The sequence below is a fragment of the Streptomyces sp. SCPE 10 genome, from assembly GCF_051980735.1.
Taxonomy (GTDB): Bacteria; Actinomycetota; Actinomycetes; order Streptomycetales; family Streptomycetaceae; genus Streptomyces; species Streptomyces misionensis.
Genome location: NZ_CP197069.1, coordinates 3,837,546 through 3,852,738, shown reverse-complemented (window position 1 = coordinate 3,852,738; position 15,193 = coordinate 3,837,546). Strand labels below are relative to the sequence as shown.

The window sequence follows — 15,193 nt, the reverse complement described above, 5'->3', positions numbered from 1 at the left end:
GGAGGGGAGGGGGCGGCGGGGGCAGTGGGGGTGGCGGGGGTTGGGTGGAGCGGTGGGGTGGAGTGGGGTGGCGGTCGGGGACGGGGTGCGGGTGGGAAGACGGCCGTGGTGACGGCCACCCGGCAGCCGGGGCACGGGTGGTGGCCGGCCGCGGGCGGCGGCGCGGACCTCGGCTGCCCCGGGTTGCGAAGCCCGGCTGATCCCGGTCGAGAAGAAGGGATGTGAACCCACCCCGTACGACGTGCTAATGTTCTGCATGTCGGAAGGGGCCAGCCCGAAAGGGCCGAAACCGGAAGACACACCCAATGCGCGGGTGGCGGAATAGGCAGACGCGCTGGATTCAGGTTCCAGTGCCCGAAAGGGCGTGGGGGTTCAACTCCCCCCTCGCGCACAGTGAGAATGGGCGGCATCGCAATGGCGATGCCGCCCATTCCTCTTTTCTCCGGCTCTAGTCCGGGTCCCTCCCGTGTGTTGTGCGTCCTGCTCGTGCGTCGTCCGGGCCCCCTCCGGATCGTCTTCGTCTCCCGGGTTCTCCGCGTGATTCAGCATGAGACGTGATGTGGGTGGCGGGTGTGAGGAAGCTCTCAGGGGTGGTGGTCCCCCTGTGCCTCATCGGAGTCGCGACGGATCGCCCCCCGGCAACACCCGTTGCCGAAGAGGTGAGTTGGGGCGGTCCCGTCGGCACGCTCGCCCGGATCGGGGGCAACACCGAGTAAGCCGGTGCCCAGTTGGCGCGGCGGACGAGGGCGGGGTGCTTCGGCGGGCCTTCTGCGTCTTCTGTGCGGACGGGGCGGGCCGCCACAGGGCCGGGTGCGGGAGGCGGGGTGCGGGGTGCGGGATGCGGGGTGCGGGCCGGATAGAACGCTTGCCAAGTATTTCGGTGACCGATGTAATCTGGTGGCATGGCCACCGACACCCGACCGCGTGCGTCCGGACGGCGCGGGCTCGCCCTGCTCACCGTCGAGCGGCCGCGCCCGCAGTCGATACGGTCGCGGCCGAACGGCTGGTGGCTGGCCGTGGCCACGGTGTGCTTCGGCGCCTTCATGGGACAGCTGGACGCCAGCATCGTGACGCTCACCTACGGCGGTCTGCGGTCCGGCTTCCACGCCTCGCTGGCCGCCGTGGAGTGGGTCTCGCTGGCCTATCTGCTGGCCCTGGTGGCGCTGCTGGTGCCCGCCGGACGGCTGGCCGACGCCCACGGCCGCAAGCTCCTCTACCTCTACGGTTTCGCCGTCTTCACGCTGGCCTCCGCCGCCTGCGGCTTCGCCCCCTCACTGACCGCACTCGTGGCGTTCCGCGTGGTTCAGGCGGCCGGAGCGGCCATGATGCAGGCCAACAGCGTGGCCCTGGTCACCACCAGCGCGCCGCGCGAGCGGATGCGCAGCGCCCTCGGGGTGCAGGCCGCCGCGCAGGCCCTCGGGCTGGCGCTCGGGCCGACCGTCGGCGGGGTGCTGGTGGCGACGCTCGGCTGGCGCTGGGTGTTCTGGGTGAACGTGCCCGTCGGCGTGATCGCCCTGGTCGGCGGGCACTATCTACTGCCCCGTACCCGGGCCAGGACCCGGGTCACCCACTTCGACTGGCCGGGGCTGCTGCTGCTGGCGACCGCGACCACCAGTGCCCTGATGGGCGTCTCCGCGGCCTCCGGGCTCCCGGTGCCGGGCTGGGGCGTGGCCGTGCTGTTCGCGCTGGCGGCCTGCGCCGGCCCGGCCTTCGTACGGCGCCAGCGACGGGCGGCCGCGCCGCTGCTGGACCTGGCCCTGCTGCGGGTACGGGCCGTGACGTACGGCCTGGTGGGCGCGCTGAGCGGCTATCTGGTGCTGTTCGGGCCGCTGGTGCTGGTGCCGGTCGTGCTCACCGCGCGGGGCGTGTCCGAGCTGACCGCCGGGCTGGTGCTCACCGCCCTGCCGGCCGGGTTCGCGCTGGCCGCGACCGGCGGCGACCGACTGCTGCCGTGCGGCCTCGCCGACCGGACCCGCTGTCTGGCCGGTGCCGGTGTCTTCACCCTGGCGATGGCCGGGCTGCTGGTCGTCCCGCCGGCCGTCGGACCGCTGGTGCCGCTGCTGGCGGTGACCGGGCTGGGGCTGGGACTGTTCACCCCGGCCAACAACACCCTGATCATGGGCGCGATACCGGCCCGGTCCTCCGGCACGGGCGGAGGGCTGGTCAACATGACCCGGGGACTCGGCACCGCGCTCGGCGTCGCCCTGGTGACACTGGCCCTGCAACTGGCGGGGACCGCCACCGACGCCGCCCTCCGGGCCGGACTGCGCTGGTCCGCGGTGGTGCTGGTGGGGGCGTCGCTCGTCGCGGTGGGGGCGGCCTGGGCCGGTCCTCGGGGGGAGAGTCCGAGGGAGCGGGCGGGCTCGTGAGGGAGCGGGCCGGGGCCTCGTGACGGGGTTCGTGTTCCTGGGCAGGGGTTCGGGGGCGGTTCGTGCACCGGGGACCGGATTCGTGCACCGGGGACCGGATTCGTAGACCGGGGGCCGGATTCGTGGGCCGGAGGCCGGGGACGGGGGCCGGATTCGTGGGCCGGTGGCCAGGGGCGGGGGACGGGTTTCCCGGTCCGGCGGCCGGGCCGTTTCGCGGTGTGGCCCGGCTAGGCTTTCCGCATGTCCGCGCAGCCACGCCCCGACGTCTCCGCGCCCGGCCCCGCCGCCCGTGCGCCCGAGGCCCGTCTGCTCACCGAGGCCGTCACCCGGCTGCGCCGCGCGCTGCGCTCCTCGATCCGCACCGACTACCCGTGGGAGACCCTTCCCATGGCGCAGGTCGAACTTCTCCAGGTGCTGGGCGAGCACTCTCCCGCGCGGATCAGCGACCTGGCCGCCCGGCGGCGCCTGGCGCCGAGCACCGTCAGCGGGCTGATCGGCCAGATGATCACCGCCGGACTGGTCGCGCGGGACGTCGACTCCGCCGACCGCCGCGCCTCGGTGGTCACCCTCACCGACGCCGGCCGCGAGAAGCTCGCGGCCTGGACCACCGCCCACGAACGCCGCATCGACGCCGCCCTCGCCGCGCTCGACGACGACTCCCGCACCGCCATCGGGAACGCCCTGCCCGCGCTGTTCCGGCTGGCGGAGAACCTGGGCGGGGAGACGGGGGAGGGAACGAGGGAGGACACGACGGCAGGTGCGGCGGAGGAGGCGGCGGGGGGCGTGGCGGAGGGTGCCACCGAGGGTGCCGCGGGGGGTGTGGCGGAGGGTGCGAGGGGGCGCTGAACTCGGCCGTCACCTGGCCGAGTTGCCCAAGTCGAGGCCGCCCACGCGAGGTTGGTCCCAGGTGGGATCGCCCCGGAGCTTTCCCCAGTGAGGCTGCCCGAGGGGTGGGCGGGAGTTCTCGGTCGGGCTGTCCCGGGCGGTGGACATCTCCCCGCCGTCGGGTCGTCCACGGCAGCCCGGTTGTCCACAACCGCCGAGTTGTCCACAGGCGCTGACGCGGATCCCGGCACCGGCTGTACCGTCTCCCCGAGTTGATGTTCGTCTCGATGCGTACGGGGGAGGCGGTCGCCGTGGCCGAAAGCGGTGCGGGTGGGCCGGGGCGGAAGACGCGCGGTGAGCGCAGGCTGCCGGCGGTGCGGGGGTTCGCGCAGTGGCCCCGGCAGGGTTCGCCCAGGAAAGAGGGCAAGGCGCTGCGGTCGAGCGTGCCGCGCCGCGCCCATCGGTTCCTCGAACTGGACGCCACCCGTCCCGACGCGGTGCGTGCCGTCGAGGAGTCCAACACCGGCCGGATACCCGAGCTGACCGCGATCCGGGTGGGCCGGATGGCGGCCACCCCCTTCGCCTTCCTGCGCGGCTCGGCCGGGCTCATGGCGCACGACCTGGCACGCACCCCCGTGACCCGGATCGGCACCCAGATATGCGGTGACGCGCACGCGGCCAACTTCGGTCTGTACGGCGACGCCCGCGGAGGTCTCGTCATCGACCTCAACGACTTCGACGAGACCGTGCACGGCCCCTGGGAGTGGGATCTGAAGCGGCTCGCGGCCTCGCTCGTGCTGGCCGGCCGCGAGACCGGCGCCGACGAGGACACCTGCCGCGCCGCGGCGCGGGACGCGGTCGGCGCCTACCGCCACACCATGCGGCTGCTGGCGAAGCTGCCGGTGCTGGACGCGTGGAACGCCATCGCGGACGAGGACCTGGTCTCCCACGCCGACGCCCACGATCTGCTCGGCACCCTGGAACGGGTCTCGGAGAAGGCGCGGGCCAACACCAGCGGCCGGTTCGCCGCGAAGTCGACCGAGCCGCACGAGGACGGCGGGCGCCGCTTCGTCGACGCCTCTCCGGTGCTGCGCCGCATACCGGACCGCGAGGCCGCCGCGGTCGCCGCCTCCCTGGAGGAGTACCTGACGACCCTGCCCGAGGACCGGCACCCGCTGCTCGCCCGGCACGCGGTGCACGACGTGGCCTTCCGGGTGGTCGGCACCGGCAGCGTCGGCACCCGGTCGTACGTCGTCCTGCTCCTCGACCACCGCGAGCATCCGCTGGTGCTCCAGGTGAAGGAGGCCCGCCCCTCCGCGCTGGTCCCGCATCTGGCCGCCGCCGGATTCGAGACCCCGCCGGTGGAACACGAGGGCCGCCGGGTCGTCCTCGGGCAGCAGCGGATGCAGGTCGTCAGCGACATCCTGCTCGGCTGGACCACGGTCGACGGACGGCCGTTCCAGGTACGCCAGTTCCGCAACCGCAAAGGCAGCGTCGACCCCGCCGCCCTCGCCGCCGACCAACTGGACGACTACGCCCGCATGACCGGCGCCCTCCTGGCCCGCGCCCACTCCCACGGCGCCGACCCCCGCCTGATCGCCGGCTACTGCGGCAAGAACGACGAACTGGACGAGGCCATCGCCACCTTCGCCGTCGCCTACGCCGACCTCACCGAGTCCGACCACACCGCCCTGACCACCGCGATACGAGCGGGCCGCATCCCCGCGGAGCCGGGAGTCTGACAGGGGCTGGTCCCGGGAGCCGGGAGAGACCGCGCGACCGGCCACGACGAGCCCGCCCCGGCACCCGCCCGGCCGCCCCGGCACCGTCCGGCCGCCCCGGCACCGTCCGGCCGCCCCGGCAACCGTTCGCACGCCGCTGAGACCGGCCGAACCGGCCGGGGTGGGGCGCGGCGCTACGCTGGGCGGGTGACCACCCCGGAAGCTGACCAGCCCGCCGAACCCCGTCCCGAGGAGCGGCTCGAACGGGCCGTCCGCGCCGCCGAGCAGGCGTTGATCGAGTACGAGATCGCCGTGGAGACCTTCCGCGTCGAGGTCGAGAACTTCTCCCGGCTGCACGAACAGCGGCTCGGCCCGCTCTATCTGCGCATCGAGGAACTGGACGCCGAGATCGCCGAGGCGAAGGCCGCGCGCACCGGCGATCCGGAGGACGTGCGCCGTGCCGAGGAGGCCCGCGCCCGCGTGCTGCCGATCCCCGGCGTCGAGGAACTGCTGGGCGGCTGGATGGACGGCCACGGCCTCTACCCGGAGGCCGCCGCCATGCTCACCGACCAGGCCGTCCGCCCCCCGGAGCGGGTACGGCCCGGCGAGGAGGCCCGCAAGCTCTACCGCGAGCTGGCCCGCAAGGCCCACCCCGACCTGGCGCAGGAGGAGGACGAGCGCAAGCGGCGCGAGGAGTTCCTGACCCGCGTGAACGCCGCCTACGCCCGGGGCGACGAGAAGCTGCTGAGGGAACTGGCCGAGGAATGGGCGGCCGGTCCGGTGCCGCCCGAGCGGCTGCCGAGCCCCGCCGAGGAGCTGTACGCCCGCCTCGAATGGCTCTCCCAGCGCAAGGAACTGCTCACCCTGATCGCCCGCGAACTGGAGGACGGCGCCATCGCCGGCATGCTCCGCCTCGCCCCGGACGACCCCGACGCGCTGCTGGAGGAGATCGCCGGCAAGCTGCGCGCCGACATCGCTCAGCGGGAGGCGGAACTGGCGGCCCTGCGAGAGCAGGACTGAACCGGGACCGACAGGACTGAACCGGGTCCGCCTTCGGGTAGCGTCGGAGACATGAATTTCGGAGCTGGTGTGCCCACGGCCGGGGTCACGGACCTCAAGGACGGCGACTTCCTGCTGGACGTCCGCGAGAACGACGAGTGGCAGGCGGGTCACGCCGAGGGAGCGCTGCACATCCCGACGAGCGAGTTCGTGGCCCGTTACGGCGAGCTGACCGAAGCCCTCCCCCAGGACGGCCGCGTCCATGTGATCTGCCGCTCGGGCGGCCGGTCCGCCCAGGTCACCATGTATCTGGTGCAGCAGGGCATCGACGCGGTGAACATCGACGGCGGTATGCAGTCCTGGGCCGCCGCGGGCCGCCCGGTCATCACCGACGACGGCCGCCCGGGCCACGTGCTCTAGTACACCCCGCGGGGCCGGCCGGGCGGGTGGGCCGCCCCCTGCACCGCCGCCACGCCTGGGCCGAGCACCTGGAGCCGGTGCTCGGCCCGGCCTCGGCGACACCACGCCCGTCCGACGCCCGGGGGAGGAGCGCGAGGACACCGGGAGAAGGGAACCCTCGGCGGTTCCCCCTCGTGGTGCTCCTCAGCGGTCGAAGTCCAGCTCCACCTGTTCGGTCAGCGGATGGGACTGGCAGGCCAGCACATATCCGGCGTCCGTCTCCTCCTGCTCCAGGGCGAAGTTGCGGTCCATCCGGACCTCGCCCGAGACCAGGAAGGCACGGCAGGTGCCGCAGACCCCGCCCTTGCAGGCGTAGGGCGCGTCGGGGCGGTTGCGCAGCACCGTCTCCAGCAGGGACTCGCCCTCCTGCACGGGCCAGGTGCCGCCGCGGCCGTCGAGCCGCGCGGTGACCGTGCTGTGCGCGGCCGCCGGTGCGGTGCCCGACGCGGCCGGACCGGAGTCCACATGGAAGATCTCCTCGTGGATCCGGGCGCGGTCCACGCCCAGCCCGCGCAGCGCCCGCTCGGCGCCCTGCACCAGCCCGTAGGGCCCGCACAGGAACCATCCCGCCACCTCCCCCAACGGCACGAGCCGCGGCAGGAGTTCGGTGAGGCGCCCCTCGTCGAGCCGGCCGGAGGGCAGCCCCGCCTGCTGCTCCTCCCGGGAAAGCACGGTCACCAGCTGAAGCCGCTGCGGGTAGCGGTCCTTCAGGTCGGCGACCTCCTCCAGGAACATCGTCGAGGCGGCCGTGCGGTCACCGCGGATCAGGCAGAACCGGGCCTCGGGCTCCCGCGCCAGCAGGGTGGAGACGATGGACAGCACCGGGGTGATGCCGCTGCCGCCGACGATCGCCGCGTACAGCCCCGGCGCCGGGTCCAGGGTGAAGCGGCCGGCCGGGGTCATCACCTCCAGCTCGTCCCCGATGCCGATCTCCTTCAGCGCGTAGGTGGAGAAGGCGCCGCCCTCCACCAGCCGCACTCCGACCCGCAGACGGTCGGGGCCCTCGGCGTCCGGGGTGGGGGCGGGGGAGCAGATCGAGTAGGTGCGCCGCACTTCCGTGCCGTCCACCCGGCGCCGCAGCGCGAGGTGCTGGCCGGGGGCATGGCGGTACTCGGCGCGCAGCTCGGGCGGGACGGTGAGGGTGAGGGCGACGGAGTCGTCGGTGAGCCGGTCGACCGCGGCCACCTGGAGCGGGTGGAAGCGCGCCATCACAACTCCTTGAAGTGGTCGAACGGTTCGCGGCAGGACAGGCAGCGGCGCAGCGCCTTGCACGCGGTCGAGGAGAACCTGCTCAGCAGCTCGGTGTCGGCCGAGCCGCAGTGCGGGCAGCGGACCGGTTCGGTCTCGGTGGCGTGGGTGCGCGTCGGACCGAGGGCCAGCGCCACCGGCCCGGAGGACTCGCGCACCCGCGGGGGCGCTATTCCGAACTCCCGCAGCTTGCGGCGGCCTTCGGGGCTGATGTCGTCGGTCGACCAGGCCGGGGCGAGCAGGGTGCGGACGGTGACCTCGCGCATGCCGTGCTCCCGCAGGACCCGCTCGATGTCGAGGCTCATCGCCTCGATCGCCGGGCAGCCGGTGTAGGTGGGGGTGAGATCGACCTCGGCGGTCTCGGCGTCGCGCAGACGCACCGCGCGCACCACGCCCAGCTCGTGCAGCGTGAGCACCGGAAGTTCGGGGTCGGGGACCGAGCCGGCCAGCTCCAGCAGCTCCGCCTCCAGGGCGGTGGCGGTCACCATGACGCTCCCGGGTGGCTGCGGTGCAGATGCTGCATCTCGGCGAGCATCCGCCCGAACGGTTCGGTGTGGATGCCCTGGCGGCCCGCGCCCGCCGACCAGGCCCCGGTGCGGGGACCCTCGGGGAGGCTCAGGGTGGCCCGGTCGAGCACCTCGGTGACGGACTCCAGCCAACGGGACTCCAGGGCCGACCAGTCGACGTCCAGGCCCTCCACGGGCTGGAACATCTCCCCGGTGAACCGCCACAGCGCGGCGCAGGCGCGCCGCATCCGCTCATGGCTGGTCTCGGTGCCGTCGCCCAGGCGCAGCATCCACTGCTCGGCGTGGTCGCGGTGGTAGGCGACCTCCTTGACCGCCTTCGCGGCGAGCGGCGCGAACGGGCCGTCGCCCGCGGCGAGTTCGGTGTGCAGCAGGTGCTGGTAGGTGGAGAAGTACAGCTGGCGGGCGATGGTGTGGGCGAAGTCGCCGTTCGGCTGCTCGACCAGCTGGAGGTTGCGGAAGGCGCGTTCCTCGCGCAGGTATGCCAGTTCGTCCTCGTCGCCTGCCAGGGACAGCAGCACCCGGGCCTGGCCGAGCAGGTCGAGGGCGATGTTCGCGAGGGCGACCTCCTCCTCCAGGACGGGGGCGTGCCCGGCCCATTCCCCGAGGCGGTGGGAGAGCACCAGGGCGTCGTCACCGAGGGCGAGCGCGGCGGTCACCGGGACGGTGGCGGGGACGGTGGCGGTCACAGGTGCTTCACCCCTTCCGGGATCTCGTAGAAGGTCGGGTGGCGGTAGGGCTTGTCGGCGGCCGGTTCGAAGAAGGGGTCCTTCTCGTCCGGCGAGGACGCGGTGATCGCGGCGGCCGGGACGACCCAGATGGAGACGCCCTCGCCGCGCCGGGTGTACAGATCCCGGGCGTTGCGCAGGGCCAGCTCGGCGTCGGGGGCGTGCAGGCTGCCGGCGTGGGTGTGGGAGAGGCCGCGCCGGGAGCGCACGAAGACCTCCCACAGGGGCCAGTCGGTGGTGCTCATGCTCGCTCCGCTCCCGTCGTGTCGTGTCCGGCGGTTTCGGTGCCGCCGGTGTGCTTGGCCGCGTGGGCCGCGGCCGCTTCCCGTACCCACGCGCCCTCGTCGTGGGCGCGCCGGCGCTGGGTGAGGCGCTGTTCGTTGCACGGGCCGTTGCCCTTGAGGACGTCCCAGAACTCCGACCAGTCGATCGCGCCGAAGTCGTAGTGACCCCGCTTCTCGTTCCATGTGAGGTCAGGGTCGGGGAGGGTGAGGCCCAGGGACTCGGCCTGGGGGACGCAGATGTCGACGAAGCGCTGGCGCAGCTCGTCGTTCGAGTGGCGCTTGATCTTCCAGGCCATCGACTGGGCGGAGTGCTGCGACTCGTCGTCGGGCGGGCCGAACATCATCAGCGAGGGCCACCACCAGCGGTCCACCGCGTCCTGCGCCATCGCGTGCTGCTCCGGGGTGCCCTTGCTCAGGGCCAGCAGCAGCTCGTAGCCCTGGCGCTGGTGGAAGGACTCCTCCTTGCAGATCCGCACCATGGCGCGCGCGTAGGGGCCGTAGGAGCAGCGGCACAGGGGGACCTGGTTGGTGATCGCGGCGCCGTCCACCAGCCAGCCGATCGCGCCGACGTCGGCCCAGGTCAGCGTGGGGTAGTTGAAGATCGAGGAGTACTTCTGGCGGCCGCTGTGCAGCTTGTCGAGCAGTTCGTCGCGGCCGGTGCCGAGGGTCTCGGCGGCGCTGTACAGGTACAGGCCGTGGCCCGCCTCGTCCTGGACCTTGGCCATCAGGATCGCCTTGCGGCGCAGGGAGGGCGCGCGGGTGATCCAGTTGGCCTCCGGCTGCATGCCGATGATCTCGGAGTGCGCGTGCTGGGCGATCTGGCGCACCAGCGTCGCGCGGTAGGCGTCGGGCATCCAGTCGCGCGGTTCGATGCGTTCGTCGGCGGCCACGGCCGCGTCGAAGACGCGCTGGTAGTCCGCCGGGTCCCCGGCGGTGGCACCGTCCGCCTGCGGGCGGGCCGTGCGCTGCGCGGCTGCTGTGGCCATGCGGTCCCCCTGACCTCGGTCTCTGTGGTGGGATACTCCCGACCGATCGTTCGGTCCGTGTGAATCAATGGTGTGCCGGGCCGCCGGACAGTGTCAACCGCTGTGGAAAACTCCGCGCGGAACCCGCGGACGAGCGGGGCCTGTGGACGAAGCGTGGGGGGACGGGAGGGTCCCCGCCCCCGGACTGGGCCGGAGGGCCCGGGGCTGAGTACCGTTCCGTGCGAGTGCCGCGGTGTGGCGCTCGTGGACCGTGCGGCGCCGGTGGCGGCGGCCGTACCGACGAGCAGACCCATGGGGCCGGCCCGGCGGGCCGGCCCACGACCGAGCCGGAACAGGGGACGGGGCGGAATGGACGCGTACGACGAGGACCCGGGGGCCGCGCCCGGCCCGGACGGGTCGACCGGGGCGCGTCCCCCGGAGCACGCCCCGGAACGTCTGCCGGACGGCGAGCGCGACACGGGCGCCGCCGGTCCCGCGCACGACGGCGGCTTCGCCCAGCGGGGGCCGGGCCGGGAAGCGGTGGGCCGCGCACTGCCGGATCGGCAGCCGGTGGACGGCGAGCCGGCGGACCCGCAGCGGACCGGCCCCGATCCGGCGAACCGCCCGGAACCGCCCCACCCCCCGCCGACCGGTCCTCAGCCCGCCCGGCAGGGAATCCTCGCGCTCTCCCCCCGCTACCAGGTCGCCGCGGCGCTCGCCGTCGCCGCCGTCGCCGTCGGGGTCGGTGTGCATCTGCTGATGGTGTTCCTCAGCATCGCGCCGCCGAACGCGGTGTCGAAGCAGCACGGCAAGGCCGTCGAGGCGTGGGTGTTCCCGGAGTTCGAGCAGAACTGGAAGCTGTTCGCGCCCAACCCGTTGCAGCAGAACATCGCCGTGCAGGCGCGCGCAGAGGTGCGGACGAAGGACGGCAGCCTGATCACCACCGGCTGGACCGACCTGTCCGCGCAGGACGGTGCCGCCATACGCGGCAACCTGGCGCCCAGCCACGCCCAGCAGAACGAACTGCGCCGGGCCTGGGACTTCGTCACCGCGACGCACACCGACGACGACCGTCCCGTCGGCATGCGCGGCTCCCTCTCCGAGGACTACCTGCGCCGGATAGTCGTGCTGCGCCTGTACCGCACCGATCCGACCAGCCGGGACGGCGTCATCCAGCGGGTGCAGGTCCGCTCCCGCACCACCAATGTGCAGCCCCCCTCGTGGAGCGACGAACGGGTGCCCGACAAGCCCTACTACCGCGAGCTGCCCTGGTGGACGGTGCGCGCCGACGAGGCCGCCGGAGGTGTGCGGTGAACCGGCTCCCCTCGACGCTGTCGCGCGCGCTCACCCGTGTCACCGAGGCGGCCCTCGGGCCCTACCAGAGTGCCGTCATCCGGATCGGCTTCGCCCTGACCTGGCTGCTCTACCTGCTGCGCGAGTTCCCGTACCGCCAGGAGCTGTACGGCCCCAGCGGGCCCTGGAACCTGGCCATGGTCAGGCGGCTGACCGGGGACAACCACGCCTTCACCGCCCTGACGTGGTCGAGCGGGCAGCCGTGGTTCGAGTTCTGCTACGCGCTCGCGATCCTGGCCGCCGCGGCGCTGCTGCTCGGCTGGCGCACCCGTACGGCGTCCGTGCTGTTCATGGTGGGCGTCGTCTCGCTGCAGAACCGCAGCATCTTCATCGGCGACGGCGGCGACAACGTGCTGCACCTGATGTCGATCTATCTCGTGTTCACGCGCTGCGGTCAGGTGTGGTCCCTCGACGCGCGGCGGGCGGCGCGCACCGCGGCGGCTCGCGCGCGGGGGGAGCGCGCCCCCGCCGACCGGACCGGCCCGGCGCTGTGGGCGGTACTGGGACTCGCGCTGGTCGTGGCGACCGCGACCGGCAGGCTCTTCGGCAACAGCTGGCTGATCCCCGCCCTGCTGTGGACGGTGTGGGCGGCACTCGGGCTGTGGCGGCTGGTCCAGCGCCGGGCGCGGTCGGCCGAGCCGCGCCTCCTGCTGGACGTGATCGCCAACGTCCTGCACAACGGCGCCCTCGTGGTGATCATGGCCGAGGCCTGTCTGATCTACGCCACGGCCGGCTGGTACAAGATCCAGGGCTCGCGCTGGCAGGACGGCACCGCCGTCTACTACCCGCTCCACCTGGACTACTTCACGCCCTGGCCCGGCCTCGCCGGTCTGCTGTCGGCCAGTGCCACCATGCTGACGATCGTGGCGTACGGCACCGTCACGGTGCAGGTCGCCTTCCCGTTCACCCTGCTCAACCGGCGGGTGAAGAACGTGCTGCTGGTGCTGCTGATCCTGGAGCACGCCGTGATCGCCGTCGCCCTCGGACTGCCGTTCTTCTCGCTGGCGATGATCACGGCCGACGCGGTCTTCCTGCCGACCTCCTTCCTGCTGCGCGTCGGCCGCCTCGCGGCACGCGCGCGCGGGCGCTTCGGACGCGAGGGCGGCGGCACGGTGCCCGCGCCACGCTCCCCGGAGGAGAGCACACCGGGCCACGTAGGGTTCACGGCATGACCGACCCGCTCATCCGCTGGCGCGAGCACGCCGCGTCCGCCGTGCTGCTCGACGGCTTCCACGCCCTGAAACACGCGCTGCGCTTCGGGGCCGAGGTGCCGGTGGCGGTCACCACCGACCGGCGGGCCGCGCTCGACCTGGCCGGGGAACTGGCCGAGGACGTACGGGAGATCATGGACGGGCTGCTCACCGAGGTGCCCGAGCGGACGTACGCCGCGCTCGTCCCGCGGCCGCATCCGACGGGCGTCGCCGCGCTCGCCGTACGCCCCTCCCGCGAGGCCCATCTGCGCACGCTCGCCCGGATGCCCCGCACCAGCCCCGTGGTGGTCCTCGACAACCCCCGCAACCTGGGCAACGCGGGCGCCGTGATCCGGCTGGCCGCCGGGTTCGGGGCGACCGGAGTGGTCACCACCGGCACCCTCGACCCCTGGCACCCCACGGTGGTGCGCGGCGGCGCGGGCCTGCACTTCGCGACCGCCGTGGAGCGCCTGGACGTCGGCGAACTGCCGCCCGGGCCGCTGTTCGCGCTGGACCCGGAGGGCGAGGACATCCGCGGCACCGAGCTGCCCGACGACGCCGTACTCGCCTTCGGGTCGGAGCGCAGCGGGCTGTCGGCACCGCTGCGCGCGCGTGCCGACCACCTGCTGCGGCTGCCGATGCGCCCCCAGGTCTCCAGCTACAACCTCGCCACCAGCGTGGCGATGACGCTGTACCACTGGAGCGCTACCGGGGGCGCGCTCGCCTAAGCCTTCACGTCCCGGCGCACCTCGACCACCCGGAAGCGGTTCGCGACGAAGGCGCCGTCGCACAGGGCCGCGTTCGCCGCCGGGTTGCCGCCCGAGCCGTGGAAGTCGGAGAAGGCCGCGGTCTGGTTCACGAACACCCCGCCGGTGAGGTTGAAGGACAGCTGGGCCGCCTCCTCCAGGCACACCTCCTGGACGGCCCGCTCGACCTCGGCGTCGGTGGTGTACGCGCCGACCGTCATCGCGCCCTTCTCGCGCACCGTGCGCCGCAGCAGTTCCACCGCGTCGGTCGCCGAGTCCACCGCGACGGCGAAGGAGACGGGGCCGAAGCACTCGCTCATGTAGGCGGCCTCGGCGTCGGGCTTGGCGCCGTCCAGCTTGACGATCACCGGGGTGCGCACCACCGCGTCCGGGAACTCGGGGTTGGTGATCTCCCGGGACGCGAGGGCGACCTCGCCGAGGCCGGCGGCGGCCTCCAGACGGGCCTTGACGTCCAGGTTGACGATCGCGCCCAGCAGCCCGTTGGCCCGCGCGTCGTCGCCAAGGAGGCCGTCGACCGCGCGGGCGAGGTCGGCGGTGACCTCGTCGAAGGTCTTCGGGCCCTGGTCGGTGTGGATGCCGTCCCGCGGGATCAGCAGGTTCTGCGGGGTGGTGCACATCTGGCCGCTGTACAGGGACAGCGAGAACGCCAGGTTGGACAGCATCCCCTTGTAGTCGTCCGTGGAGTGCACGACCACCGTGTTGACGCCGGCCTTCTCCGTGTAGACCTGCGCCTGGCGGGCGTTGGTCTCCAGCCAGTCGCCGAAGGACGTCGACCCGGTGTAGTCGATGATCCTGATCTCCGGGCGGGTCGCGAGGGTCTTGGCGATGCCCTCGCCGGGGCGCTCGGCGGCGAGGGCCACCAGATTGGCGTCGAAGCCGGCCTCGGCGAGCGCCTCGCGGGCGATCCGCACGGTCAGCGCGAGCGGCAGCACCGCGCGCGGGTGCGGCTTGACCAGGACCGCGTTGCCGGTCGCCAGGGAGGCGAACAAGCCCGGGAAGCCGTTCCAGGTCGGGAAGGTGTTGCAGCCGATGACCAGGCCGATGCCGCGCGGGACGGGGACGAACTCCTTGCTGAGCACCAGCGGGTCGCGCTTGCCCTGCGGCTTGGTCCACTCCGCGGTGCCCGGGGTGCGGACCTGCTCCGCGTACGCGTACGCCACCGCCTCCAGGCCGCGGTCCTGGGCGTGCGGGCCGCCCGCCTGGAACGCCATCATGAAGGCCTGTCCGCTGGTGTGCATGACGGAGTGCGCGAACTCGTGCGTCCGGTCGCTGATCCGCTTGAGGATCTCCAGGCAGACCACGGCCCGTACCTCGGGGCCGGCGTCCCGCCAGGCCCGCTGGCCCGCCTTCATCGCGGGCAGCAGTACGTCCAGGTCGGCGTGCGGGTAGCTCACGCCCAGCTCGATGCCGTACGGCGAGACCTCGCCGCCGACCCAGTCGTCGGTGCCCGGCTGGCCGAGGTCCAGGCGCGAGCCCAGCAGGGCGTCGAAGGCGGCCTTGCCCGCCGCCGCGTCCAGGCTGCCGTGTTCGCCGTAGGCCTTGGGGTGCTCGGGATGCGGGGACCAGTAGGCGCGCGTGCGGATCGCTTCCAGGGCCTGGTCGAGCGTGGGCCGGTGCTTCGCGATCAGCTCCGGGGCGGTCAGTTCGGCGGCCATGCGGGACCAACTCCTCGTCTCGGGAACTCTTCGTCGAGTTCACGACCTGGCGGAAAGAGCAGCGGGATGGGACGGTCAGGGCTAGAGTAACCGAACGATCGGTCGG

At 73.3% G+C, this 15,193-nt stretch carries 14 protein-coding genes and 1 tRNA gene; 9 read left to right on the top strand and 6 right to left on the bottom strand.

What is annotated here, in order from left to right; genetic code table 11:
- The first annotated feature begins 307 nt into the window (after positions 1–307).
- The 6 genes from ACSP97_RS17880 (at position 308) to ACSP97_RS17855 (ending at position 6,334) form a co-directional block, all read left to right on the top strand.
- A tRNA-Leu gene (locus ACSP97_RS17880) sits at positions 308–391 on the top strand.
- A gap of 511 nt (positions 392–902) precedes the next feature.
- The gene (locus tag ACSP97_RS17875; protein WP_440558277.1) at positions 903–2,369 is read left to right on the top strand and encodes an MFS transporter; all 1,467 of its coding nucleotides are present in this window, start codon (positions 903–905) and stop codon (positions 2,367–2,369) included.
- Between the two features lie 240 nt (positions 2,370–2,609).
- On the top strand, positions 2,610–3,215 hold the full coding sequence (locus ACSP97_RS17870) for a MarR family winged helix-turn-helix transcriptional regulator (protein WP_388312539.1): 606 nt from the start codon (positions 2,610–2,612) through the stop codon (positions 3,213–3,215).
- A 266-nt stretch (positions 3,216–3,481) separates the two neighbouring features.
- Positions 3,482–4,936: a DUF2252 domain-containing protein gene (locus tag ACSP97_RS17865; RefSeq protein ID WP_355321534.1), complete on the top strand. Its 1,455-nt coding sequence runs from the start codon at positions 3,482–3,484 to the stop codon at positions 4,934–4,936.
- Between the two features lie 186 nt (positions 4,937–5,122).
- Entirely contained in the window at positions 5,123–5,935 is an 813-nt protein-coding gene (locus tag ACSP97_RS17860) for a hypothetical protein (protein WP_355146453.1), read from the top strand.
- Between the two features lie 69 nt (positions 5,936–6,004).
- Positions 6,005–6,334, top strand: a complete 330-nt coding sequence (locus ACSP97_RS17855) for a rhodanese-like domain-containing protein (protein ID WP_355146843.1) — start codon at positions 6,005–6,007, stop codon at positions 6,332–6,334.
- Positions 6,335–6,517: 183 nt separating this feature from the next.
- On the opposite strand, the gene ACSP97_RS17850 is transcribed toward ACSP97_RS17855, so the two are convergent.
- From ACSP97_RS17850 to paaA, 5 genes are read right to left on the bottom strand one after another with little or no spacing between them, the layout of a single operon-like run.
- Positions 6,518–7,582, bottom strand: a complete 1,065-nt coding sequence (locus tag ACSP97_RS17850; protein WP_440558275.1) for a 2Fe-2S iron-sulfur cluster-binding protein — start codon at positions 7,580–7,582, stop codon at positions 6,518–6,520.
- Entirely contained in the window at positions 7,582–8,109 is a 528-nt protein-coding gene (paaD, locus tag ACSP97_RS17845) for a 1,2-phenylacetyl-CoA epoxidase subunit PaaD (RefSeq protein ID WP_440558272.1), read from the bottom strand. Before paaD ends, ACSP97_RS17850 begins: the two co-directional genes overlap by 1 nt.
- Positions 8,103–8,834, bottom strand: a complete 732-nt coding sequence (gene paaC, locus ACSP97_RS17840; RefSeq protein ID WP_440558271.1) for a 1,2-phenylacetyl-CoA epoxidase subunit PaaC — start codon at positions 8,832–8,834, stop codon at positions 8,103–8,105. Before paaC ends, paaD begins: the two co-directional genes overlap by 7 nt.
- A complete protein-coding gene (gene paaB / locus ACSP97_RS17835) occupies positions 8,831–9,118 on the bottom strand; it encodes a 1,2-phenylacetyl-CoA epoxidase subunit PaaB (protein WP_014673816.1) in 288 nt (95 codons plus the stop codon). The genes paaC and paaB overlap by 4 nt, the downstream gene beginning before the upstream one ends.
- The gene (gene paaA / locus ACSP97_RS17830) at positions 9,115–10,143 is read right to left on the bottom strand and encodes a 1,2-phenylacetyl-CoA epoxidase subunit PaaA (protein ID WP_440558269.1); all 1,029 of its coding nucleotides are present in this window, start codon (positions 10,141–10,143) and stop codon (positions 9,115–9,117) included. The genes paaB and paaA overlap by 4 nt, the downstream gene beginning before the upstream one ends.
- Before the next feature lie 348 nt (positions 10,144–10,491).
- Between paaA and ACSP97_RS17825 the strand changes: the two genes are divergently transcribed.
- From ACSP97_RS17825 to ACSP97_RS17815, 3 genes are read left to right on the top strand one after another with little or no spacing between them, the layout of a single operon-like run.
- Positions 10,492–11,436, top strand: a complete 945-nt coding sequence (locus ACSP97_RS17825) for a DUF5819 family protein (RefSeq protein WP_440558266.1) — start codon at positions 10,492–10,494, stop codon at positions 11,434–11,436.
- The gene (locus ACSP97_RS17820; RefSeq protein ID WP_355146440.1) at positions 11,433–12,647 is read left to right on the top strand and encodes an HTTM domain-containing protein; all 1,215 of its coding nucleotides are present in this window, start codon (positions 11,433–11,435) and stop codon (positions 12,645–12,647) included. The genes ACSP97_RS17825 and ACSP97_RS17820 overlap by 4 nt, the downstream gene beginning before the upstream one ends.
- Positions 12,644–13,393, top strand: a complete 750-nt coding sequence (locus ACSP97_RS17815) for a TrmH family RNA methyltransferase (RefSeq protein WP_355146438.1) — start codon at positions 12,644–12,646, stop codon at positions 13,391–13,393. Before ACSP97_RS17820 ends, ACSP97_RS17815 begins: the two co-directional genes overlap by 4 nt.
- Here the strand turns inward: ACSP97_RS17815 and paaN are convergent.
- Positions 13,390–15,087, bottom strand: coding sequence for a phenylacetic acid degradation protein PaaN (gene paaN / locus ACSP97_RS17810; RefSeq protein ID WP_440558265.1), 1,698 nt, complete (start codon positions 15,085–15,087; stop codon positions 13,390–13,392). The two genes, ACSP97_RS17815 and paaN, sit on opposite strands and share 4 nt — an antisense overlap.
- Positions 15,088–15,193: the final 106 nt, after the last annotated feature.